This window comes from Micromonospora sp. NBC_00330 (genome assembly GCF_036136635.1).
Classification (GTDB): domain Bacteria; phylum Actinomycetota; class Actinomycetes; order Mycobacteriales; family Micromonosporaceae; genus Micromonospora; species Micromonospora salmantinae.
In genome coordinates, this window is record NZ_CP108012.1 from 6311764 (window position 1) to 6333317 (window position 21554).

Sequence of the window (21554 nt, forward strand, 5' to 3'; positions counted from 1 at the left end):
GTCACTTGTCGATGTCGCCGACCACGAAGAACATCGAGCCGAGGATCGCGATCAGATCGGGGACCAGGCAGCCGGGAAGCAGGGTGGCCAACGCCTGCACGTTCGCGTACGAGGCGGTGCGCAGCTTCAACCGCCACGGCGTCTTCTCGCCCCGCGACACCAGGTAGTAGCCGTTGATGCCGAGCGGATTCTCCGTCCAGGCGTACGTGTGCCCCTCCGGCGCCTTGAGCACCTTCGGCAGACGGGTGTTGATCGGCCCGGTCAGCCGGTCTACCCGGTCGAGGCACTGCTCGGCAAGGTCCAGTGACGCGTACACCTGGTCGAGCAGCACCTCGAAACGGGCGTGGCAGTCCCCGGCGGTCTTGGTGACCACCGGCACGTCCAGCTCGTCGTACGCCAGGTAGGGGTCGTCGCGGCGAAGGTCCAGGTCGAGCCCGGACGCGCGGGCCACCGGCCCGGACGCGCCGAACGCGGCGGCGTCCGCGGCGGACAGCACGCCCACGCCGACGGTGCGGGCCAGGAAGATCTCGTTACGCCGGATCAGGTGGTCCAGGTCGGGCAACCGGCGGCGTACCTCGCCGATCGCCGCGCGGGCCCGCCCGGTCCACCCGTACGGCACCTCTTCCTTGAGGCCACCCACCCGGTTGAACATGTAGTGGATCCGGCCGCCGGAGACCTCCTCCATCACCGCCTGGATGGTCTCGCGTTCCCGGAAGGCGTAGAAGATCGGCGTGATCGCCCCGATCTCCAACGGGTACGAGCCGAGGAACATCAGGTGGTTCAGCACCCGGTTCAGCTCCGCGAGGGCCATCCGCAGCCAGGTGGCCCGCTCCGGCACCTCCATGCCCATCAGGCGCTCCACAGCGAGCACCACACCCAGCTCGTTGGAGAACGCCGAGAGCCAGTCGTGCCGGTTGGCCAGCACGATGATCTGCCGGTAGTCACGTACCTCGAAGAGCTTCTCGGCGCCTCGGTGCATGTAACCGACGATCGGTTCGCAGGCGACCACGCGCTCGCCGTCGAGCACCAGCTTCAACCGCAGCACACCATGGGTGGAGGGGTGCTGCGGGCCGATGTTCAGCACCATGTCGGTGCCGAGTTGCTGATCACCGGTGCCGGCGATCAGCCCGGCCCCGGTGCCGACGGTCAGTTCACGGAGGTCCCCGGCGTCGGTGGTCATGCCCGTCATCGTGCCACGGCCGGCCCGAGCGGGATGCCGACCGGCTGGTGCAACCACCAGTGCCCGCCGAGCCCGGCCGGGTCGGTCAGCTCGGCGACCGCCGACGCGGCGGCCAGCGCCCGCACGTAGCCGACCGGGTCGGTGCCGGCCAGGCTGAGCGGCGGTCGCCCGCCGTCGGCCCCGAGCGCCCGCAGCGCCTCCCGCTGCAAGACCAGGGAGTACGCGCACCGGGCGACCGCCGCACCAGCGGAGGCGACCGAGTCCATTGCCACGTGCGCGGTGACGTCACTCGACCCGTCGGGCACCGGAGGCACCTGCCGCCCACCCCGGTACCCGGTCAACGTCCCGTCGACCGGCCTGCTCTCCCGCAGGTGCCCGTAGTCGACCGCCACGGCTAGCCCTCGGCTGATCTTGCTCACCGCCTGCGCCCAGGCTTCGTCTCTGGTCCGTCCGATCTCGGCCCGTGTTTGGTCGCTGTGGGGGGTTGCGGGGCTGGGCCACCAGGTGGTGAGCCAGTCGAGATCATCGGGGCTGACCAACTCACCAACTGATTCGGCGCCGGTGTCGGGGTCGACCAGCAGGTATCGCCAGCCGTCCTCGGCGTGCACCGCCACGTCCAGCGGGACGTTGTCCAGCCACTCGGTGGCCAGCAGCACTCCGGTGATTCCGGCGGGGATCTCGGACTTCCAGTTGATCTCTTCCGGCAGGTTCTCGGGGCGGTCGGCGTACTCGACGGCTGTGAAGCGGACGCGGTCCGCGAGCGACGGACGGACGGCGACCGACGACGGCTCGTCGGGCGACCGACGGACGGACGCTGGGGGAGTCAGGGTTTCCGGGGAGCCCGCCCGCGGAGGGATCAAGCCTGACCGCCCGGAGCGGGTGGGCTCCCCGGAAACCCCCACCGCAACCCCGACGGCGCCCCCAGACGCGACGAGCCCCAGCAGGCTTTGCAGCAGTTCCCCACGCCCGGCCCCCACGTCGACCACGTCAAGTCGCGAGGGGTGGCCGAGGGCAGCGTCCACCTCGGTGACGAGGCGCAGCAGGGCGGTCGCGAAGGCCGGAGACGCGTGCACGCTGGTGCGGAAGTGGTCGGCCGGCCCAGTGTCGGCGACGAAGAAGCCGCCCGGCCCGTAGAGCGCCCGACTCATCGCGTCTCGCCACAGGATCGACATCAGTCCACTCCGAGTTGAGCGTGGGTCACCGTGCCGACCCTACGGTCAGGACCGCCGTTAGTGGTTCACGCCCGGAAGTAGTGCCCCTCGTCCAGGTCGGCGATCAGGCCGGGGTGGGTGGGGGTCCAGCCCAGCAGTTCGCGGGTGATGGCGGACGACGTCGGGTTGTCCATCTGTGCGAACGAGCCGAGAAAGCCGAAGTGGTCGTCTGCCTCGTCGGGGCCGATGCTCCGAACCGGGATGCCGAGGTTGTGGCCGATGGCTGCCGCGATCTGCTGGAAGGGGACGCCTTCGTCGGCGGCTCCGTGCAGGCGCGTACCGGCGGGGGCCTTCTCGAGGGCGAGTCGGTAGAGCACTGCCGCGTCGAGCGTGTGGACTGCGGGCCACCGGTTGGTGCCCGCGCCGACGTGGGCGGCGTACCCCTTCCGTCGGGCCGCGGCGATGATGGCGGTGATGAAGCCGTAGTGGTCGAGTGAGCTGTGCACTGTGGGCGCGAGCCGGACGATGGAGGAGCGCACACCGCGGGAGGCGAGGCCGGCCACGAAGTTCTCCGCGTCGATCCGGTAACCGCCGCCGGGGAAGGTGTCGTGTTCGGTGCCGGGGCGGCCGACGATGCCGCCCATCGCGAGCATGGCCGTCCCGCTCGTGCCGACCAGGGGTTTGCCGGAGCCGGCCAGGCCGTCGGCGAGTGCTGTGAGGGCGTCCAGGTCGGCCTTGGCGGCGCCGTCCAGGTCGCCGTCGACCATGAGGTCGTGGCGGAACGCCAGGTGGATCACCCCGTCGGAGGCGGCCGCCTCTTCCCGGAGCACGTCGAGGTCGGACAGGTCCCCGCGGTGTGCCTGAGCGCCGAGCTTCTCGATGGTGGTGGCGGACGTGTCGGAACGGGCGAGGCCGATGACCTGGTGTCCGGCGGAGAGCAGTTCCGGGACGACCGCGGAGCCGAGATGGCCGGAGGCGCCTGTGACGAATACGCGCATTGTGGTTCCTTCGTGAGTACCGATGTCGCCTTGTGACATCACCGTATCTCGTGTGATGTCACAGCGCGACATGCTCACGGAATTAATGTCGCAGTGTGACGTCGGATACCATCGCCGCATGGCCCGCTGGCAACCGGACGCGCGCGGCCGCCTGGAGGCGGCCGCCTTCGAGCTGTTCCGCGAGCGCGGCTTCGAACAGACCACCGTCGCCGACATCGCCGCCCGTGCCGGCCTCGACAAACGCACCTTCTACCGGCTCTTCGGCGACAAGCGTGAGGCGCTCTTCAGCGGCAGCGGGCGCGTGGAGGAGGTCCTGGTCCGGGCGGTGACCGAATCCGACGCCGGCCCATTCGAGGCGGTCGTCGCCGCCTTCCGCCGGGTGGCGGAGGAGCTCTTCGCGGACCGTCTCGAACTGGTCCGGGCGCGGCAGTCGATCATCGAGAGCAGCCCGGAACTGCAGGAGCGCGAACTGCGCAAGACCGGCTCGATGGCGGCCGTGGTCACCGCCGCCCTGCGGGCCAGGGGCCTCGACGAGACCACTGCCACACTGGCCACCGAGTCGGGTGCCACGGTCTTCCGGGTCGCGTACGCCCGCTGGGTCGCGCCCGACAGCGACGCCCCGCTCAGCGACCTGATCGCGGAGGTGGCCGCCGAGTTGCGCGCCATCACGTCGGCTCCAACGCCCTGACCGCAGGCGATCCGGACGTGCCGTCTCATCGGTGGTGAAGGTTTTCACACATGCTTGTCCCGGTTCGGTACGCCGGGCGCATACTTGCGATCGACCGGTACCCCTTCTCGAGGACTGGATCGTCGTCATGAGCGCACCGTTGCGCCCGCGTCCGGCCGGCCCGTACGGGCCCACCGCCTCGTGGGATAGCGCCGTTCCCGGCGCCCGCGCCACCTCCCGTCTGCTCACCGTCGGTGTCGTTGGCGCCGGTCGGGTCGGTGCCGTGCTGGGCGCCGCGCTCGCCGCCGCCGGGCACCCTGTGGTCGCCGTCTCCGGCAGCTCCGGAGCCAGCCGCGCCCGCCTCGCCCTGCTGTTGCCCGAGGTGCCTCGCCGCCCGGTCACCGCCGTGGCCGACGCCGCCGCCGACCTGCTGCTGATCGCGGTGCCCGACGACAAGCTGGCCGGTGTGGTGACCGACCTCGCGGAGCGGGGCGCCCTGCATCCGGGCCAGATCGTCGCGCACACCTCGGGAGCGCACGGCCTGGCCGTGCTGGGGCCGGCCGTCGCGGCCGGCGCCCGGCCGCTGGCACTGCACCCCGCGATGACCTTCACCGGTACGCCTGACGATCTGGCCCGGCTGGACGGCATCTCGTACGGGGTGACCGCGCCGGCGGAGTTGCGCCCGCTGGCTGCCCGGCTGGTCGCCGACCTCGGTGGCGTGCCCGAGTGGGTGGCGGAGTCGGACCGTCCGCTCTACCACGCCGCGCTGGCCCACGGCGCTAACCACCTGGTGACCCTGGTCAACGAGGCGACCGACCGGTTGCGGGACGCCGGGGTGTCCCGGCCGGAGAAGGTGCTCGCCCCGCTGCTGCGGGCCGCCCTGGAGAACGCGCTGCGGCTCGGCGACGACGCGTTGACCGGCCCGGTCTCCCGTGGCGACGCGGGCACCGTGCAGCGGCACCTGGCCCGGTTGGCGGCCACCGCGCCGGAGTCCGTCCCCGCGTACCTGGCGTTGGCCCGTCGTACCGCGGACCGGGCGATCGCCGCCGGCCGGCTGCGGCCGGTGGACGCACAGTCGCTGCTCGGCGTGCTGGCCGACAGTGGTCGGGAGGTGGCGGCATGACCCAGGTGGTGCACACGCGCGCCGAGTTGGCCGAGGCCCGGGCCGGGCTGAAGGGCACTGTCGGGGTCGTGATGACCATGGGCGCGCTGCACTCCGGGCACGAGACGTTGCTGCGCGCGGCCCGGGAACAGGCCGACCATGTGCTGGTCACGGTCTTCGTGAACCCGTTGCAGTTCGGGCCGAACGAGGACTTCGACCGCTACCCCCGCACCCTCGACGCCGACCTGGAGGTGTGCCGGCGGGCGGGCGCCGATCTGGTCTTCGCCCCGTCGGTGGCGGACATGTACCCGGACGGGCAGCCCCGCGTACGCCTCGACCCGGGCCCGCTCGGCGACGAGCTGGAGGGGGCGAGTCGCCCCGGCTTCTTCCACGGCGTGCTCACAGTGGTGCTGAAGCTGCTCCAGCTCACCCGGCCGGACCTGGCGTTCTTCGGCGAGAAGGACTACCAGCAACTCACCCTGGTCCGGCGGATGACCCGCGACCTGGACGTGCCGGTCGAGGTGGTCGGCGTGCCGACCGTCCGGGAGCCGGACGGGCTGGCCCTCTCCAGCCGCAACCGTTACCTGAGCGAGCCGGAGCGGGCCGCCGCGCTGAGTCTGTCCGCCGCGCTGCGGGCCGGCGCGCAAGCCGCCGACGACGGCCTGGACGCGGGGGCGGTGCTGACCGCCGCGCACGCCGCGTTCGGCGCCGGTACGCCCGGTGCCCGCCTCGACTACCTGGTGCTCACCGATACCGAGTTGGAGCCGGGGCCGGTGGCCGGGCCGGCTCGACTGGTGATCGCCGCCTGGGTGGGCGCCACCCGGTTGATCGACAACGCGGCGATCCACCTCGCCCCGCGCCCCTGACCCGGCCGAACCACCCTCCACCGATACCGCGAAAGGCCACTCCGATGTTGCGGACCATGCTCAAGTCGAAGATCCACCGAGCCACTGTGACCCAGGCCGACCTGCACTACGTCGGTTCTGTGACGGTGGACGAGGATCTGCTCGACGCCGCCGACCTGCTCCCCGGCGAGCAGGTGGCGATCGTGGACATCACCAATGGCGCTCGGCTGGAGACGTACGTGATCCCGGGCGAGCGGGGCAGCGGCGTGATCGGCATCAACGGCGCCGCCGCGCACCTGGTTCACCCCGGCGACCTGGTCATCCTGATCTCGTACGGGCAGATGGACGACGCCGAGGCCCGGACCTACCGGCCACGGGTCGTGCACGTCGACGCCGACAACCGGGTGATCGAGTTGGGCGCCGATCCGGCCGCGGCGGCGCCTGGCACGGCCGGTAACCCGGTGCCCAGCCCGTTGGCCGTGTCCGGAGTCTGATCCCGCGTACCGCGATTCCGGTCTGTCACCAGAAGGTCATTTCCGGTTACCCTGGGCACGCTGGCGGAAGCCGGTCGGTGGCTGGGGGAGGCCGCGATGAGCCGTGCCATGACGACAGTGTTCGCCGCTGCCGTGACGGCAGTGCTGCTGGTGGGCTGTGGCGGGTCCGGCGGCCTGGACGGTGATCTGACCGACGACTGGGCGGCGTTGCCGGCACCGTCGGCGTTCACTCCGGCCGCCGGTGTGTGTCACGCCGCCGACTTCACCGACCTGGTCAGCCTGGCCAGCTATGAGCCGGTGGACTGCGCCGGGCCGCACCGCCTGGAGACCGTGCACGTCGGGGCGTTCCCGGCCGAGCGGACGGCCGCTCCGGCGGGTGGTTCGGCCGAGCTGCGGGGTGCGTTCGCCGAGTGCGACACCCGGGCGACCGGCTACGTGGGTGACGACTGGCGGTCCGGTCGGCTGCGGCTGTCGGTGGCGCTGCCCAACGGGCCGGGGTGGGCGGCGGGTTCCCGGTGGTTCCGCTGCGACCTCACCGAGCTGACCACTGTCGAGGCGGCGGCCACAGTGGTGGTCCGGTCGGGCAGTCTGCGGGACGCGTTGAAGGGCCCGACCGCGCTGCGCCTCGGTTGCCAGCAGACCCGCGGTGGCGCCGGCCGGGGTGTGCAGACGCTGATCCCGGTGGAGTGCGGCAAACAGCACGACGCCGAGTTCGTGGGGGTCTGGCGCGCACCGGACCTGGCGTACCCGAGCCGGGACGCCGACTGGCTGCCGCTCTACACGGGTTGTCGTAGCGTCCTGGCCCGGTACGCGGGCGTACCGGACGACGCCAAGCTGCGCTTCCGCAGCGGTGTGGTGGTCCGTCCGCCGGGGGCGGGGCGCTGGAAGGTCGGTGATCGCGGCGTCCGCTGCTACCTGTGGCTCAGCGAGCGTACGGTGACCGCCTCGCTGAAGGGCACGGGCCCGGCTGGTCTGCCGGTCCGGACGAAGTGACCACTGCCTGACGGTCGGCGCGGCGCGGCGCGGGCCGGACGGGGTAGCCCAAAACACTCGTCCCGCCCCCGCCGCCCCGGGCGAGGATGGTTCGGGTTGACTGGGGGGATGGACCTCCCGACCGTCGACCTGCCTGCCCTGCCCGCGCTGCTGGCCGCGCCCGCGCCCGGCTGGGTGGAGACCACCGACGTGATCGTGGTGGGTTCCGGCGTGGCCGGTTTGACAGCGGCGCTGCACCTGCGTGAGGCCGGTCTGCACGTCACGGTGGTCACCAAGGTCAACATTGACGACGGTTCGACCCGGTGGGCGCAGGGCGGCATCGCCGCCGTGCTCGACCCGGCCGACACCCCGGCGGCGCATGCCCGGGACACCGAGGTCGCCGGGGTCGGGCTGTGCGACCCGGCGGCGGTCCGGGTCCTGGTCGAGGAGGGCCCGACCCGGCTCCGTGAGCTGATGCGGATCGGCGCCGAGTTCGACCGGCACCCGGACGGTTCGCTGATGCTGACCCGCGAGGGCGGGCACCGGGCGGACCGGATCGTGCACGCCGGCGGCGACGCCACCGGCGCGGAGGTGCAGCGGGCCCTGCACGCCGCGGTGCAGCGCGACCCGTGGATCCGGCTGGTCGAGCACGCCCTCGTGCTGGATCTCCTGCGCGCGCCCGGCGACGGCCCGGACGGGCTCGGCCCGGCCTGCGGGATCACCCTGCACGTGTTGGGCGAGGGCAGCGAGGACGGCGTCGGCGCGCTGCTGGCCCGTGCCGTGGTGCTCGCCACCGGCGGCATGGGGCAGATCTTCTCGGCCACCACCAACCCGGCGGTCTCCACCGGGGACGGGGTGGCGCTTGCGCTGCGGGCTGGCGCGGCCGTGACCGACGTGGAGTTCGTCCAGTTCCACCCGACCGCCCTGATCACCCCGTCCGGCGCGGGGGTGCCCGGTGCGGGGCATGCGCAGCAGCCGCTGGTCTCGGAGGCGTTGCGCGGCGAGGGCGCGTACCTGGTGGACGCGGACGGCAAGAGGTTCATGGTGGGCCAGCACGAGTTGGCCGAGCTGGCACCCCGGGACGTGGTGGCCAAGGGCATCCACCGGGTGCTGCTGGCCACCGGCGCGGACCACGTCTTCCTCGACGCACGGCACCTGGGCGGCGATTTCCTGGCCGGTCGGTTCCCCACCATCGTGGCGTCCTGCCTGGCGATCGGCGTGGACCCGGCGACCGATCTGATCCCGGTGGCGCCGGCCGCCCACTACGCCTCCGGCGGGGTCCGGACCGATCTGCGCGGCCGTACCTCCATCCCCGGCCTGTACGCCTGCGGTGAGGTGGCCTGCACTGGCGTGCACGGCGCGAACCGGCTGGCCAGCAACTCGCTGCTGGAGGGCCTGGTCTTCTCCCGGCGGATCGCCGAGGACATCGCAGCCGGCCTGCCCGAGCAGGCCCAGCCGGCGGAGACCGGCGCGTGGCGTGGCGGGACGGGCTGGGTGCTGCCCGCGGAGGTGACGCCGACCCTGCAACGGGCGATGACCCGGGGGGCCGGGGTGCTCCGATCAGCGGCGACGCTGGCCGGGACGGCCGGGACGTTGACCGAGCTGGGCGTTGCCCGGGGCCGGCCGCGGACCGCCGACTGGGAGGCGACGAACCTGCTGACCGTGGCGTCGACGCTGGTTGCCGCCGCGTACGCCCGTGGTGAGACCCGGGGCTGCCACTGGCGGGAGGACTTCCCGACGGCCGACGAACGGTGGCTGGGCCATCTCGTCGGGGCGGTCGGGGCGCAGGGCCGGGTGACGCAACAGTGGGAGGGGAACTCGTGATCGAGTCGACGGAGACGGCGTTGCGGGCGGCTGGATTGGATCCGGCGCACGTACGGCAGGTGATCGAGGGCGCGCTGGTCGAGGATCTGGGCCCGGATTTCCTGGACGTCACGAGCGTGGCCACCATTCCGGCGGAACAGACCGACACCGCCGACCTGGTGGCCCGCGCGGACGGGGTGTTGGCCGGGATGGCGGTGGCCGCCGCCGTGTTCGAGCTGGTGGGCGAGGTGACCGGCTTCGGTCGTACCGTCGAGGTGTCGGTGCTGGCCCGCGACGGCGAGCGGGTGGCCCGCGGCGACGTGCTGGCGACGGTGACCGGCCCGACCCGGCTGCTGCTGACGGCCGAGCGGACGGCACTCAACCTGCTCTGCCGGATGTCCGGGGTGGCCACCCACACCCGCGCGTGGGCGGACGCGCTGGCCGGCTCGAAGGCGATGGTGCTGGACACCCGCAAGACGACGCCGGGCCTGCGGGCGCTGGAGAAGTACGCGGTGCGGGCCGGCGGTGGCACCAACAAGCGGATGGGCCTCTACGACGTGGCCATGATCAAGGACAACCACAAGCTGGCGGCCGGGAGTATCACTGCGGCCTACCGGCGGGTCCGGGAGGCGTTCCCGGAGGTGCCGGTGCAGGTCGAGGTGACAGGAGTCGACGAGGCGGTGGAGGCGGTGGAGGCCGGTGCGGACTTCCTGCTCTGCGACAACATGACGCCGGAGGTGCTGGCCGAGGCGGTGGCGGCGGTGGGTGACCGGGCGGAGTTGGAGGCGACCGGCGGGTTGACCCTGGAGGTGGCCGGCCGGTACGCGGCGACCGGCGTGGACTTCCTCTCGGTGGGCGCGCTGACGCACTCGTCGCCGATCCTGGACATCGCGCTGGACCTGCGCGCCCACTAGTTGTCTAGGCTGCGTGCGTGCTGCTCTGCATCGACATCGGAAACACCAACACCGTGCTGGCGACCTTCGACGGCGACAAGCTGGTGCACTCCTGGCGGATCAAGACCGATGCCCGCTCGACGGCGGACGAGCTGGGCCTGATGTTCCGGGGTCTGCTCGCCGGGGACAACGTCGAGATCACCGGTGTGGCCGCCTGCTCCACGGTGCCGGCCGCGCTGCGGTCCCTGCGCACGATGCTCAGTCGTTACTACGCCGACCTGCCGAGCGTCGTGGTCGAGCCGGGCGTGCGGACCGGGGTGCAGTTGGCGATCGACAACCCGAAGGAGGTCGGCGCCGATCGGGTGGTGAACACTCTGGCCGCGTACACCCTCTACGGCGGTCCGTCGATCGTGGTGGACTTCGGCACCACCACCAACTTCGACGTGATCAGCGAGCGCGGTGAGTTCCTCGGCGGCGCGTTCGCCCCGGGCATCGAGATCTCCTTCGACGCGCTGGCCGCCCGGGCCGCGCAGTTGCGCAAGGTCGAGGCCACCAAGCCCCGCTCGGTGATCGGCAAGAACACCGTGGAGTGCCTCCAGGCCGGCCTGTACTTCGGCTTCGCCGGCCAGGTGGACCGCATCGTCGAGCGGATGACCGAGGAATTGGGCGAGGTGCGGGCGGTGATCGCGACCGGCGGCCTCGCCTCTCTGGTGATCAACGAGTGTCGCAGCATCACCCACCACGAGCCGATGATCACCCTGATCGGTCTGCGGATGGTCTACGACCGCAACCTGTGACCCCGGCCGCCGTCGGGCCGGCCTTGCGTGCGGGCGTCAGCGCCGCCGGGCGCGCAGCACCAGCGTCCGGTACGGCAGTTCGATGGTGTCCCGGCCAGCCAGGGCGGGGTGGGTGTTCAGGAGTTCGGCCAGTTCCCGCTCGACCCGCCGCTGATCGTCGGTGGAGGCGGTGAGCCAGTACGAGCGGGTGCGGACCATGCCGACCAGCTCGTCCGGCGTGAGCGTGGTGCGGTGCGTGAACTCGCGCTTTTCGACGGCGTCGAAAGCGGGGCCGAAGTCGGGGCGCTCGCCGAAGACCTGGCTGGTCGACTTGTCCCCGAAGTGGGCGATGCGACCCAGCTCGACCACCCAGTCGACGCTGCCGTCCCGGATGTTCCAGAGGGGGGCGAAGGTGCCGCCGGGGCGGAGCACCCGGGCGATCTCGGCGTGCGCGGGCTCCCGGTCGAACCAGTGGTACGCCGTCCCGACCAGCACCGCGTCCACCGTCGAGTCGGGCAGGGGTATGGCCTCGGCGCTGCCCGCCAGCGCCGTCGTGCCGGGGGTGCTGGCGGCGAGCTGCGTCCGCATCCCCGGATCGGGCTCGACCGGTATCACCTCGTGGCCCAGTGCCAGCACGGCTCGAGTCAGGATGCCGGTGCCGGCCGCGAGGTCGACCACCCGGGCCTCGCTCAGCCCGTCGAGTGCCCAACGGACCGCAGCCTCGGGATAACGTGGCCGAAACCGGTCGTAATCACTCGCTGCGGCACCGAACGACAGGGCATGAGTGTGATCGACCATGACGGGCAGGTTATCCCGTAACGGCCTCCGGACCGCTTGAGTACGCTCGGGCCTGACCCCTGTATCTCCGTGACGAGGAAGCGTGCCGTGACCGAGCAGAACCCCGTGCCAGTGGACCCCGCCGATGACCTTCCCGAGCAGATGAAGGTCCGCCGGGAGAAGCGGGACCGGATGCTCGCCGAGGGCATCGAGCCATACCCGGTCGGCTTTCCCCGCACCACCACCCTGGCGCAGGTCCGGGCGGCCTACGCCGACCTGCCCACCGACACCGCGACCGGCGACCAGGTAGCGGTCACCGGCCGGGTGATCTTCGTGCGCAACACGGGCAAGCTCTGCTTCGCCACCCTCCGGGACGGCGACGGCACCGAGTTGCAGGCCATGCTCTCCCTGGACCGGGTCGGGCCGGATCGGCTGGAGGCGTGGAAGCGCCTCGTCGACCTCGGCGACCACGTCGGCGTGACCGGCGAGGTGATCACCAGCCGTCGGGGTGAGCTGTCGGTGCTGGCCCAGCAGTGGGAGATGACCGCCAAGGCGCTGCGACCGTTGCCGGTGGCCCACAAGCCCCTTTCCGAGGAAGCGCGCGTCCGTCAGCGTTACGTCGACCTGATTGTCCGGCCGCAGGCACGGGAGATGGTGCGTACCCGGGCCACCGCAGTACGCAGTCTGCGCGATTCACTGCACGGGCAGGGCTTCATCGAGGTGGAAACGCCGATGTTGCAACTGCTGCATGGCGGCGCGGCAGCCCGACCGTTCGTGACCCACAGCAATGCGTTGAACACCGATCTGTATCTGCGAATCGCTCCGGAACTGTTTCTCAAGCGCGCTGTGGTCGGCGGCGTCGACCGCGTCTTCGAGATCAACCGCAACTTCCGTAATGAGGGTGTCGACTCTTCGCACTCGCCCGAGTTCGCGATGCTGGAGACGTACCAGGCGTACGGCGACTACGACACGATCGGCGAGCTGACCCGTAATCTCGTGCAACAGGCGGCGATCGCGGTCAGCGGCTCGACGGTGGTGACCCATGCCGACGGGCGGGAGTTCGACCTGGGTGGCGAGTGGCGGTCCGTGTCGTTGTTCGGTGTGCTTTCCGAAGCGCTGGGCGAAGAGGTCACCGTCCGCACCGAACGCTCACGCCTGGTGGAGTACGCGGACAAGGTGGGATTGGCCGTGGACCCGAAGTGGGGCCCGGGCAAGCTGGCCGAGGAACTGTTCGAGGAACTGGTCGTCCCCGGCCTGGAGGCGCCCACCTTCGTGCGGGACTACCCGGAGGAGACCAGCCCGCTGACCCGGGCGCACCGCAGCGAGCCGGGGCTGGCCGAGAAGTGGGACCTGTACGTGCTCGGCTTCGAGCTGGGCACCGGGTACTCCGAGCTGGTCGACCCGATCGTGCAGCGCGAGCGGCTGGTCGCCCAGGCCCAGTTGGCCGCCCGTGGCGACGACGAGGCGATGCGGCTCGACGAGGACTTTCTTCGGGCGATGGAGTATGGAATGCCGCCGGCCGGCGGTATGGGAATGGGAATCGACCGGCTCTTGATGGCCCTGACCGGCCTCGGAATTCGGGAAACGATCCTCTTCCCGTTGGTCCGCCCGGAGTAGTCCCGTCCGGCGTACGCCGAGCCGTAACCGGATCCTATTGACGCGACAAGCGGCGCGCGGGTTATTGTGCTCTCGTTAGCAGGAGCACCCTGCTCGAAAGGAATGTGGGACGTGGCCAAGCAGATCATTCACAAGCTGGTCGATGACCTGGACGGCGGGGACGCGGACGAGACCGTCAAGTTCGCCCTCGACGGCGTTCAGTACGAGATCGACCTGTCGAGCGCCAACGCCGCGAAATTGCGTGATGCATTTGCGTCGTACGTGGGCGCCGGCACCAAGGTCGGCCGGGGCGGTGTCGTGATCGGTGGGCGGGCTGCCCGCGGTCGGGGTGGCGCGACTGCCGATCGGGAACAGAACAAGGCGATCCGGGAGTGGGCCAAGAAGGCCGGCAAGGACATCTCGGACCGGGGTCGTATCCCGCAGGAGATCGTGGACGAGTTCCACGCGAAGCGCTGATCCGTCAGCAGCTTGGTGGCCAGCCGCCACCGCAGGCGACACCGACGCCGGGCCGGAGGAGTTTCTCCGGGCCGGCGTCGCCGTATCCGGGCGTCGTCGTGCCCGTTCGGGGCGGTGTCGTCGTGCCCGTTCGGGCGGCATTGTCGCGTCCGTTCGGGGCCGGGAAGCATTCCGGGCCCGCCGACGTTGTCCACAACCAGTGGAACAGCTATCCACAGCCTGTGGAAAACCTCCCTCAGGGGTCCGGCGCGGCGCTCGTCGCGACCGCCGGTCCGCCCCCCGGGGCCTCCCGGAGCGCTTCCGGACCCCGGATCGGGCTTCCGTCGAGCCAGTCGGATTTCGCTCTGCGCGTAGCGACAGGGCTACCGGAACACCTCCTGAGCGCGGACGGTTGTTCAAAACGACGTGCAACCGACCCAGAGCAGAGACACACGACCTCAGCTGAGTCGGTCAGCGACGATAGAGTAAGGAGGCACGGACGCCCGTCCTGGACGTTCGTGCACCGGCCCCGCCAAGATCTTGACCATCAAGGCGCACGGCACGTGAGGAGCACGAGGGCATGTTCGAGCGGTTCACCGACCGAGCGCGACGGGTTGTCGTCCTGGCCCAAGAAGAGGCCCGGATGCTCAACCACAACTACATCGGTACGGAACACATCCTGCTGGGCCTGATCCACGAAGGTGAAGGCGTCGCGGCAAAGGCCCTGGAGAGCCTCGGCATCTCCCTGGAGGGCGTCCGCCAGCAGGTCGAGGAGATCATCGGCCAGGGCCAGCAGGCGCCGAGCGGGCACATCCCGTTCACGCCGCGGGCCAAGAAGGTGCTGGAGCTGTCGCTGCGCGAGGCGCTGCAGCTCGGCCACAACTACATCGGCACTGAGCACATCCTGCTCGGGCTGATCCGTGAGGGCGAGGGCGTCGCCGCCCAGGTGCTGGTCAAGCTCGGCGCCGACCTCAACCGGGTCCGCCAGCAGGTGATCCAGCTGCTTTCCGGCTACCAGGGCAAGGAGCCTGCCGCGGCGGGCGCCGCGCCGGGTGAGGCCGCGCCGTCGACCAGCCTGGTGCTGGACCAGTTCGGCCGCAACCTGACTCAGGCCGCCCGCGAGGGCAAGCTCGACCCGGTCATCGGGCGCGAGAAGGAAATCGAGCGGGTCATGCAGGTGCTCTCCCGCCGTACCAAGAACAACCCGGTCCTGATCGGTGAGCCCGGCGTCGGCAAGACCGCCGTGGTGGAGGGCCTGTCCCAGAAGATCATCAAGGGCGAGGTGCCCGAGACCCTCAAGGACAAGCAGCTCTACACGCTCGACCTGGGCGCGCTCGTCGCCGGTTCCCGCTACCGCGGTGACTTCGAGGAGCGCCTCAAGAAGGTGCTCAAGGAGATCCGCACCCGCGGCGACATCATCCTGTTCATCGACGAGATCCACACCCTGGTGGGTGCGGGTGCCGCCGAGGGCGCGATCGACGCCGCGAGCATCCTCAAGCCGATGCTGGCCCGTGGTGAGCTGCAGACCATCGGTGCCACCACGCTCGACGAGTACCGCAAGCACCTGGAGAAGGACGCCGCTCTCGAGCGCCGCTTCCAGCCGATCCAGGTGGGTGAGCCGTCGCTGGCCCACACCATCGAGATCCTCAAGGGCCTGCGGGACCGCTACGAGGCTCACCACCGCGTCTCGATCACGGATGCCGCTCTCGTGGCTGCCGCGACCCTGGCCGACCGGTACATCTCCGACCGCTTCCTCCCGGACAAGGCGATCGACCTGATCGACGAGGCCGGTGCCCGGATGCGGATCCGTCGGATGACCGCGCCGCCAGACCTGCGTGACTTCGACGAGCGCATCGCCCAGGTGCGTCGCGACAAGGAGTCCGCGATCGACGCGCAGGACTTCGAGCGCGCCGCCCAGCTGCGCGACAAGGAGAAGCAGCTCCTCGGGCAGAAGGCTCAGCGGGAGAAGGAGTGGAAGGCCGGTGACCTGGACGTCGTCAGCGAGGTTGACGACGAGCAGATCGCCGAGGTGCTCGGCAACTGGACCGGCATCCCGGTCTACAAGCTGACCGAGGAGGAGACCTCGCGCCTGCTGCGCATGGAGGACGAGCTGCACAAGCGCGTCATCGGCCAGGAGGACGCGGTCAAGGCGGTCTCGAAGGCGATCCGGCGTACCCGGGCCGGCCTGAAGGACCCGAAGCGTCCGTCGGGCTCGTTCATCTTCGCCGGCCCGTCCGGTGTCGGTAAGACCGAGCTGTCCAAGGCGCTCGCCGAGTTCCTCTTCGGCAGCGAGGACGCCCTCATCCAGCTGGACATGTCCGAGTTCCACGACCGTTACACGGTCTCCCGGCTCGTGGGTGCCCCTCCCGGCTACGTCGGCTACGACGAGGGCGGGCAGCTGACCGAGAAGGTGCGGCGTCGGCCGTTCTCGGTGGTCCTCTTCGACGAGATCGAGAAGGCCCACCCGGACGTGTTCAACACGCTCCTTCAGATCCTCGAAGACGGTCGGCTCACCGACGGTCAGGGTCGGATCGTGGACTTCAAGAACACGGTCATCATCCTGACCACCAACCTGGGCACCCGTGACGTCGCCAAGGCGGTGTCGCTGGGCTTCCAGCAGTCGGAGGACTCCGAGTCCAACTACGACCGGATGAAGCAGAAGGTCAACGACGAGCTCAAGCAGCACTTCCGGCCTGAGTTCCTCAACCGGATCGACGACACCATCGTCTTCCACCAGCTGCGCCAGACCGAGATCCTCTCGATCGTGGACATCATGATCCAGCGGATCGAGGGCCAGCTGCGGAACAAGGACATGGGTCTGGAGCTGACCGACAACGCCAAGAAGTACCTGGCCGCGAAGGGCTTCGACCCGGTGCTCGGTGCCCGTCCGCTTCGTCGCACGATCCAGCGCGACATCGAGGACAACCTCTCCGAGCGGATCCTGTTCAACGAGCTGACCCCGGGTCAGATCGTCGTGGTGGACTGCGAGGGCGACCCGGACGACATCGACAACTCCAAGCTCGTCTTCCGGGGCTCGGACAAGCCGGTCGAAGTTCCGGACGCCGTCCCGGCCGATCTCGGTGGCACTGCCGCTGGCACCGCTGCCGCGGGCGTGGACGAGTAACACAACCAGCAAGGGGCGGGGCCCCGGTGGCGAAAGCCACCGGGGCCCCGCCTTTGTTGCGCCCCCTCAGGTCACCTCCGCCGTCCCCGCTCGTGCCCTCCCGGCCAGCCGCGGCATCGCACCTGCCCGAGGCACCCGCCCGCGTGCGGGCGCTCTGACGCTGCCGCGTCCGACAAGATCCCCACAACATCAGGGAAAGTGCTGCCTCGCGGCGTCCGGAGGCAGCACTTTCCCTGATGTTGTGGGACGCAATAGTGGGGCAGGGTCGTGAGCTTGCCAGCGGCCTCGCTCGCCGTGGAGGCCTCGGCCCCCAAGATCGCGCAACATCCTGGATGTAGTGGCATCCGGCGCGCCCGACACCACTACATCCAGGATCGAGCACGATCTTGAGGTGGAAGGCGCCGCACGCCAGCCATGGCGCCGCGCGCGCGGCGTGGCGGGGGGCGCGGGGGCGCGGGGGCGCGTGGGGCACGCGGCGTTCGGCCTGTGGCGTGCGGAGGGCGTGCGGCGCGCGAGCGCTCGGCGCGCAGGATGCGCAGGCTGGGCGGGTCAGGTGGTGAGGTCCGCGGTTGGCAGGGACGGGCCGTCACCGACCAGGCGGAAGGAGTCGGTGTCGGCGGCTTCGACCAGGCCGTCCTGCACCAGCCCGGCGAGGGCGCGGGCGCGTTGCACGTCGTCGGTCCAGACCTGGTCCAACCGCTGGTGCGGGACCGGCCCGGTACTGTCCCGGAGCACTCCGAGCAACAGCCCGCGGACCTGTCGGTCGGTGCCGGCGTACCGCTGGGGTCGGCGGGTCGGCCCGGCCGGCGCCTCCTGGCCGGACGCCCGCCAGGCGCAGACCGACTCGACGGGGCAGGCGGTGCAGCGCGGTGACCGGGCTGTGCAGATCACCGCGCCCAGTTCCATGAACGCGGCGCTGGCCAGTGTCGCTGCGGCCGGTTCGGTCGGAAGCAGTTCTTCGGTGGCGACGAGGTCCGCTGGTCGGGTGACGGGCCCGGCATCCGGTTCGCCGGCCACCGCCCGCGACACGACTCTGCGTACGTTCGTGTCGACGACCGGGTGCCGCTGCCCGTACGCGAAGGCGGCCACCGCCCGCGCGGTGTACGTGCCAACGCCGGGCAGCGCGAGCAGTTGCTCCAGCCGGTCCGGCACCTGGCCGCCGTGCCGGTCGACGATCGCGACAGCGCATTCGCGCAGGCGGACCGCCCGACGGGGGTAGCCGAGGCGTCCCCACATTCGGATCGCCTCGGCTGGCGTGTCCGCCGCCAACGCGGCTGGATCGGGCCAGCGGGCCAGCCACGCCTGCCAGGCCGGCACCACCCGGACCACTGGCGTCTGCTGGAGCATGACCTCGCTGACCAGGATGGCCCACGGGGTGACGCCGGGCTCGCGCCACGGCAGGTCACGGGCGTGCTGCTGGAACCATCGGCTGACCAGTGTGGCGAAGTCGGGTTGAGTCATGGCGTCGTCGATGATGTCACCCCGGCGTTCCCGTTGGGTGGGCGGCACGGGCGGGGTGCCACGTCCTCGTTCGGCGGACGGGGGAGAATGCGCGGATGAACGAGCTCGCGATCACCGTCATCGGTAGGGACCGGCCGGGCATCGTGGCCGACGTCGCGGAGGTGCTGGCCCGACTGGGCGCGAACCTCACCGACAGCACGATGACGCGGCTGCGGGGGCATTTCGCGATGACCCTCATCTGCACCGGTCCGGCCGCCGTCGAGGTCGAGGCCGCACTGGCGTCGCTGGCCGCCGAGGGTCAGCTGCTGGCGACGGTACGCGCGGTCACCCCGGACGGCGATGTTCCTCCGGCGGGTGAGCCGTACGTGATGGCGGTGCACGGTTCGGACCGGATGGGGATCGTCGCGGCGATGACGCGGGTGCTGGTGGACGCCGGCGGGAATGTCACGGACCTGAGTACCCGGTTGACCGGTGCGCTCTACGTGGTCCTGGCGGAGGTCGAGTTGCCGGCCGGTGTGGCGGACACTGTGCTCGACCGGCTGCACCGGACGGCTGCCGAGCTGGGCGTGGAGGTCACCCTCCGGCCGGCGGACCCGGATCTGTTGTGACCGGCGAGGAGCGCGGGCCGGACGTCGGCCTGGGGGACTGGACACCGGAGTCGCTGGACGTGCCGGGCGAGGTGCGGGCGGTGGTGTCCGCCCCGCATCCGGTGCTGAGTCGGGCCGCGGACGAGGTCGACCCCACGGCGAAGGAGACGGTCCAACTCGCGGCCGACCTGATAGCCACGATGAAGGTCTCGCCGGGCTGTGTCGGGCTCGCCGCGCCGCAGGTCGGGGTGGGCGCTCGGGTCTTCGCCGTCGACGTGACCGGGCACCCGAAGGCGGTGACGGTGCACGGCACTTTCGTGTTGTGCAACGCGCGCGTGGTCGAGGCGACGCGGTGGAAGCCGGGCCGGGAGGGCTGCATGTCGGTGCCGGACCTGACCGGGGACGTGAAGCGGGCCAGCCGGCTGGTGGTGGAGGGTGACCTGCCGGGCAGCGGCGCGCCGGTCCGGCTGGTGACCGACGGCTTCGAAGCCCGGGCGTTGCAGCACGAGATCGACCACTGCGCGGGGCTACTCTTCCTGGACCGGGTGGCCGGTGCGCACGCGGTCTATCAGCGCAAGGTCTACCTGTGACCGGGTGCCGGACCGTCCTCATTGGAGGGTGGCGCAGGCGCCCCGGAAGGGCTCCGGCGCGTCGCGCCGCACTGCCGGGTACGGCGCGGCTACGGTGGAGGGCATCATGCGTCTGACGGTCGGCCCCCTGCCACCCGCCGTGTACTGGCGGCGTCGCGCCGTCGTACTCGGAGCGGGGTTCCTGTTCCTGATTGTCCTGCTCTACTCCTGTACCGGTTCGGGTCGTTCCGGCGACAAGGAGCCGAAGGCGGGAGGCACGCCGTCGGCGACGTCCGCCGCGACGTCTGGTCCCGCTGGGCCGGTGCTGACACCGCAGACTGGCGGTCCGTCGTCGTCCGCGTCCGCTGATTCGGGTGCGACGAGTCCGAGCCCGGCGATCACCAGCAACACACCGCCGCTGGGCGCGGCGGCCGGTTCGGAGGACGACGGCACCTGCACCGACGAGGAGATCAGCGTGGTCTCGTCGGCGAGCCCGACCTCGGTGCAGCGGGGCGCGGTGGTCGAGCTGCAACTGAGGATCAAGAACACGTCGAACCGGACGTGCAGTCGCAACGTCGGCGCCGACCTTCAGGAGATCTTCATCAAGTCCGGTGCCGAGAAGATCTGGTCGTCGGACACCTGCGGCAAGGTCCAGGGCTCGGACCCGCAGTCCTTCACACCGAACTTCGAGCGCTCCTACGAGGTGCCGTGGAACGGGCGGGACACCAGCCGCTGTGACGGCGCGCTGGCCGGAGGGCCCTTCCCGGCGGTCGGGTCGTACCAGGTGTTCGCTCGGGTCGGCACGAAGCTCAGCGACCCGGTGAAGCTCACCGTCACCGGCTGAGCAGGGTCAGACGTAGCGTTCCAGGATGGATGCCTCGGCGAGCCGGGACAGCCCCTCACGGACGCCGCGGGCCCGGGCGTCGCCGACCCCTTCGACGGCTTGCAGGTCCTCCACTGTCGCGCCGAGCAGACGCTGGAGGCTGCCGAAGTGCAGCACCAGGCGATCGACCACTGCCACCGGCAGCCGGGGCACCTTGGCCAGCAGTCGGAAGCCGCGCGGGCTGACCGCGGCGTCTAGCGCGTCGGACGCGGCCGGGTAGCCGATCGCCTTGGCCACCGACACCAGGTCGATCAGCTCGGTGGCACCGAGCAGGTCCAGCTCGACGAGAGCCTCGTCCAGCGTGCGCGACTTACGGCCGACGGGGAGGTAGTCCCGGATGACCAGCGTCCGGTCGGCGTCCACGCCGGCCATCAGCTCGTCGAGTTGCAGGGCGAGCAGGCGGCCGTCGGTGCCCAGCTCCACCACGTAGCCGGCGATCTCGTCGGCGATCCGGCGGACCATCTCCAGCCGCTGCACCACGGCCACCGCGTCCCGCACGGTGACCAGATCCTCGATCTCCAGGGCGGAGAGCGTGCCGGAGACCTCGTCCAGCCGGAGCTTGTAGCGCTCCAGGGTGGCGAGCGCCTGGTTGGCGCGGGAGAGGATGGCCGCCGAGTCGTCGAGCACGTGCCGTTGGCCGTTGACGTAGAGGCTGATGATCCGCATGGACTGGCTGACCGAGATGACCGGATAGCCGGTCTGGCGGGCCACCCGCTCGGCGGTGCGGTGCCGGGTGCCGGACTCTTCCGTCGGGATGGACGGGTCGGGCATCAGGTGCACTGCCGCCCGGACGATCCTGGTGCCGTCGCTGGAGAGCACGACAGCGCCGTCCATCTTGCACAGCTCGCGCACGCGCGTCGCGGAGAACTCCACGTCCAGCGGGAAGCCGCCGGTGCAGAGGCCCTCGACCACCTTGTCGTAGCCGAGCACGATGAGCGCGCCCGTGCGACCCCGCAGGATGCGCTCCAGACCGTCGCGCAAGGCGGTGCCCGGGGCCATCAGGGCGAGATTGGCCCGTAGCGGATCTCCGGCGCTCCCAGCGGCTCCCGCAGTCACGCTCACGCTGATCGGGCGGGCGGGCGAGCCCACGGCGCCGGTGCGGGCCTGGGGCGGCGCGCCGGCTGGCTTGGTGGTATCGCGGTCGATCGGCACGGGCACAGTCTACGGACTGCCGTGCGGTGGGTGCTGTCGTGGTTACTGTGATGTGTCACGATGCCGCC

20 protein-coding genes are annotated in these 21554 nt (G+C 71.0%); 14 read left to right on the plus strand and 6 right to left on the minus strand.

Going from position 1 to position 21554, the window contains the following annotated elements:
• Position 1: 1 nt before the first annotated feature.
• From OG598_RS28745 to OG598_RS28755, 3 genes are all read right to left on the minus strand, one after another.
• Positions 2 to 1189, minus strand: coding sequence for an NADH-quinone oxidoreductase subunit D (locus OG598_RS28745; RefSeq protein WP_181539454.1), 1188 nt, complete (start codon positions 1187 to 1189; stop codon positions 2 to 4).
• A complete protein-coding gene (locus tag OG598_RS28750) occupies positions 1186 to 2352 on the minus strand; it encodes an SAM-dependent methyltransferase (RefSeq protein ID WP_328651867.1) in 1167 nt (388 codons plus the stop codon). The genes OG598_RS28745 and OG598_RS28750 overlap by 4 nt, the downstream gene beginning before the upstream one ends.
• A 65-nt stretch (positions 2353 to 2417) precedes the next feature.
• Positions 2418 to 3329 (minus strand): SDR family oxidoreductase, encoded by a 912-nt coding sequence (locus tag OG598_RS28755; protein WP_328651868.1) that lies wholly within the window; start codon positions 3327 to 3329, stop codon positions 2418 to 2420.
• Between the two features lie 118 nt (positions 3330 to 3447).
• Between OG598_RS28755 and OG598_RS28760 the strand changes: the two genes are divergently transcribed.
• From OG598_RS28760 to OG598_RS28795, 8 genes are all read left to right on the plus strand, one after another.
• The gene (locus OG598_RS28760) at positions 3448 to 4017 is read left to right on the plus strand and encodes a TetR family transcriptional regulator (RefSeq protein WP_328651869.1); all 570 of its coding nucleotides are present in this window, start codon (positions 3448 to 3450) and stop codon (positions 4015 to 4017) included.
• Between the two features lie 127 nt (positions 4018 to 4144).
• Complete coding sequence (locus OG598_RS28765; RefSeq protein WP_328651870.1) at positions 4145 to 5119, plus strand: Rossmann-like and DUF2520 domain-containing protein; 975 nt, start codon at positions 4145 to 4147, stop codon at positions 5117 to 5119.
• Positions 5116 to 5964 (plus strand): pantoate--beta-alanine ligase, encoded by an 849-nt coding sequence (panC, locus tag OG598_RS28770; RefSeq protein ID WP_328651871.1) that lies wholly within the window; start codon positions 5116 to 5118, stop codon positions 5962 to 5964. Before OG598_RS28765 ends, panC begins: the two co-directional genes overlap by 4 nt.
• Positions 5965 to 6008: 44 nt before the next feature.
• Positions 6009 to 6437: an aspartate 1-decarboxylase gene (gene panD, locus OG598_RS28775; protein WP_112674301.1), complete on the plus strand. Its 429-nt coding sequence runs from the start codon at positions 6009 to 6011 to the stop codon at positions 6435 to 6437.
• Between the two features lie 96 nt (positions 6438 to 6533).
• Positions 6534 to 7430 carry a septum formation family protein gene (locus OG598_RS28780; RefSeq protein WP_328651872.1) on the plus strand — a complete coding sequence of 299 codons (897 nt, stop codon included), beginning with the start codon at positions 6534 to 6536 and terminating at the stop codon, positions 7428 to 7430.
• A gap of 108 nt (positions 7431 to 7538) precedes the next feature.
• Positions 7539 to 9233, plus strand: a complete 1695-nt coding sequence (locus OG598_RS28785; protein WP_328651873.1) for an L-aspartate oxidase — start codon at positions 7539 to 7541, stop codon at positions 9231 to 9233.
• A complete protein-coding gene (nadC, locus tag OG598_RS28790; RefSeq protein ID WP_328651874.1) occupies positions 9230 to 10126 on the plus strand; it encodes a carboxylating nicotinate-nucleotide diphosphorylase in 897 nt (298 codons plus the stop codon). Before OG598_RS28785 ends, nadC begins: the two co-directional genes overlap by 4 nt.
• 17 nt (positions 10127 to 10143) lie before the next feature.
• A complete protein-coding gene (locus tag OG598_RS28795; RefSeq protein ID WP_091403191.1) occupies positions 10144 to 10902 on the plus strand; it encodes a type III pantothenate kinase in 759 nt (252 codons plus the stop codon).
• A 36-nt stretch (positions 10903 to 10938) separates the two neighbouring features.
• Here OG598_RS28795 and OG598_RS28800 read toward each other — a convergent pair whose 3' ends face one another.
• Positions 10939 to 11679 carry a class I SAM-dependent methyltransferase gene (locus tag OG598_RS28800; protein WP_328651875.1) on the minus strand — a complete coding sequence of 247 codons (741 nt, stop codon included), beginning with the start codon at positions 11677 to 11679 and terminating at the stop codon, positions 10939 to 10941.
• A gap of 87 nt (positions 11680 to 11766) precedes the next feature.
• Here OG598_RS28800 and lysS point away from each other — a divergent pair, with 87 nt between their 5' ends.
• The 3 genes from lysS to OG598_RS28815 all read left to right on the plus strand — a co-directional run bounded on the left by lysS (position 11767) and on the right by OG598_RS28815 (position 16834).
• Positions 11767 to 13275, plus strand: coding sequence for a lysine--tRNA ligase (gene lysS, locus OG598_RS28805; RefSeq protein ID WP_328651876.1), 1509 nt, complete (start codon positions 11767 to 11769; stop codon positions 13273 to 13275).
• A gap of 111 nt (positions 13276 to 13386) precedes the next feature.
• A complete protein-coding gene (locus OG598_RS28810) occupies positions 13387 to 13731 on the plus strand; it encodes a histone-like nucleoid-structuring protein Lsr2 (protein ID WP_036392792.1) in 345 nt (114 codons plus the stop codon).
• Between the two features lie 559 nt (positions 13732 to 14290).
• Positions 14291 to 16834: an ATP-dependent Clp protease ATP-binding subunit gene (locus OG598_RS28815; protein ID WP_196920089.1), complete on the plus strand. Its 2544-nt coding sequence runs from the start codon at positions 14291 to 14293 to the stop codon at positions 16832 to 16834.
• A gap of 549 nt (positions 16835 to 17383) precedes the next feature.
• Here the strand turns inward: OG598_RS28815 and OG598_RS28820 are convergent.
• On the minus strand, positions 17384 to 18295 hold the full coding sequence (locus tag OG598_RS28820) for an A/G-specific adenine glycosylase (RefSeq protein ID WP_328651877.1): 912 nt from the start codon (positions 18293 to 18295) through the stop codon (positions 17384 to 17386).
• Between the two features lie 95 nt (positions 18296 to 18390).
• On the opposite strand from OG598_RS28820, the gene OG598_RS28825 reads away from it, so the two are divergent.
• From OG598_RS28825 to OG598_RS28835, 3 genes are all read left to right on the plus strand, one after another.
• Complete coding sequence (locus OG598_RS28825; RefSeq protein WP_328651878.1) at positions 18391 to 18903, plus strand: glycine cleavage system protein R; 513 nt, start codon at positions 18391 to 18393, stop codon at positions 18901 to 18903.
• Positions 18900 to 19472: a peptide deformylase gene (locus OG598_RS28830; RefSeq protein WP_328651879.1), complete on the plus strand. Its 573-nt coding sequence runs from the start codon at positions 18900 to 18902 to the stop codon at positions 19470 to 19472. Before OG598_RS28825 ends, OG598_RS28830 begins: the two co-directional genes overlap by 4 nt.
• A 106-nt stretch (positions 19473 to 19578) precedes the next feature.
• Positions 19579 to 20295, plus strand: coding sequence for a hypothetical protein (locus tag OG598_RS28835; protein WP_328651880.1), 717 nt, complete (start codon positions 19579 to 19581; stop codon positions 20293 to 20295).
• Between the two features lie 6 nt (positions 20296 to 20301).
• Here the strand turns inward: OG598_RS28835 and disA are convergent, their stop codons facing one another.
• Positions 20302 to 21486: a DNA integrity scanning diadenylate cyclase DisA gene (gene disA / locus OG598_RS28840; RefSeq protein ID WP_030327921.1), complete on the minus strand. Its 1185-nt coding sequence runs from the start codon at positions 21484 to 21486 to the stop codon at positions 20302 to 20304.
• Positions 21487 to 21554 lie beyond the last annotated feature (68 nt).

Excerpts from the sequence above, each read along its gene's own strand:
- OG598_RS28745 (WP_181539454.1), bottom strand. The coding sequence starts at position 1,189 with ATGACGGGCATGACCACCGACGCCGGGGACCTCCGTGAACTGACCGTC.
- OG598_RS28750 (WP_328651867.1), bottom strand. The coding sequence starts at position 2,352 with ATGTCGATCCTGTGGCGAGACGCGATGAGTCGGGCGCTCTACGGGCCG.
- OG598_RS28755 (WP_328651868.1), bottom strand. The coding sequence starts at position 3,329 with ATGCGCGTATTCGTCACAGGCGCCTCCGGCCATCTCGGCTCCGCGGTC.
- OG598_RS28760 (WP_328651869.1), top strand. The coding sequence starts at position 3,448 with ATGGCCCGCTGGCAACCGGACGCGCGCGGCCGCCTGGAGGCGGCCGCC.
- OG598_RS28765 (WP_328651870.1), top strand. The coding sequence starts at position 4,145 with ATGAGCGCACCGTTGCGCCCGCGTCCGGCCGGCCCGTACGGGCCCACC.
- panC (WP_328651871.1), top strand. The coding sequence starts at position 5,116 with ATGACCCAGGTGGTGCACACGCGCGCCGAGTTGGCCGAGGCCCGGGCC.
- panD (WP_112674301.1), top strand. The coding sequence starts at position 6,009 with ATGTTGCGGACCATGCTCAAGTCGAAGATCCACCGAGCCACTGTGACC.
- OG598_RS28780 (WP_328651872.1), top strand. The coding sequence starts at position 6,534 with ATGAGCCGTGCCATGACGACAGTGTTCGCCGCTGCCGTGACGGCAGTG.
- OG598_RS28785 (WP_328651873.1), top strand. The coding sequence starts at position 7,539 with ATGGACCTCCCGACCGTCGACCTGCCTGCCCTGCCCGCGCTGCTGGCC.
- OG598_RS28800 (WP_328651875.1), bottom strand. The coding sequence starts at position 11,679 with ATGGTCGATCACACTCATGCCCTGTCGTTCGGTGCCGCAGCGAGTGAT.
- OG598_RS28815 (WP_196920089.1), top strand. The coding sequence starts at position 14,291 with ATGTTCGAGCGGTTCACCGACCGAGCGCGACGGGTTGTCGTCCTGGCC.
- OG598_RS28820 (WP_328651877.1), bottom strand. The coding sequence starts at position 18,295 with ATGACTCAACCCGACTTCGCCACACTGGTCAGCCGATGGTTCCAGCAG.
- OG598_RS28825 (WP_328651878.1), top strand. The coding sequence starts at position 18,391 with ATGAACGAGCTCGCGATCACCGTCATCGGTAGGGACCGGCCGGGCATC.
- OG598_RS28835 (WP_328651880.1), top strand. The coding sequence starts at position 19,579 with ATGCGTCTGACGGTCGGCCCCCTGCCACCCGCCGTGTACTGGCGGCGT.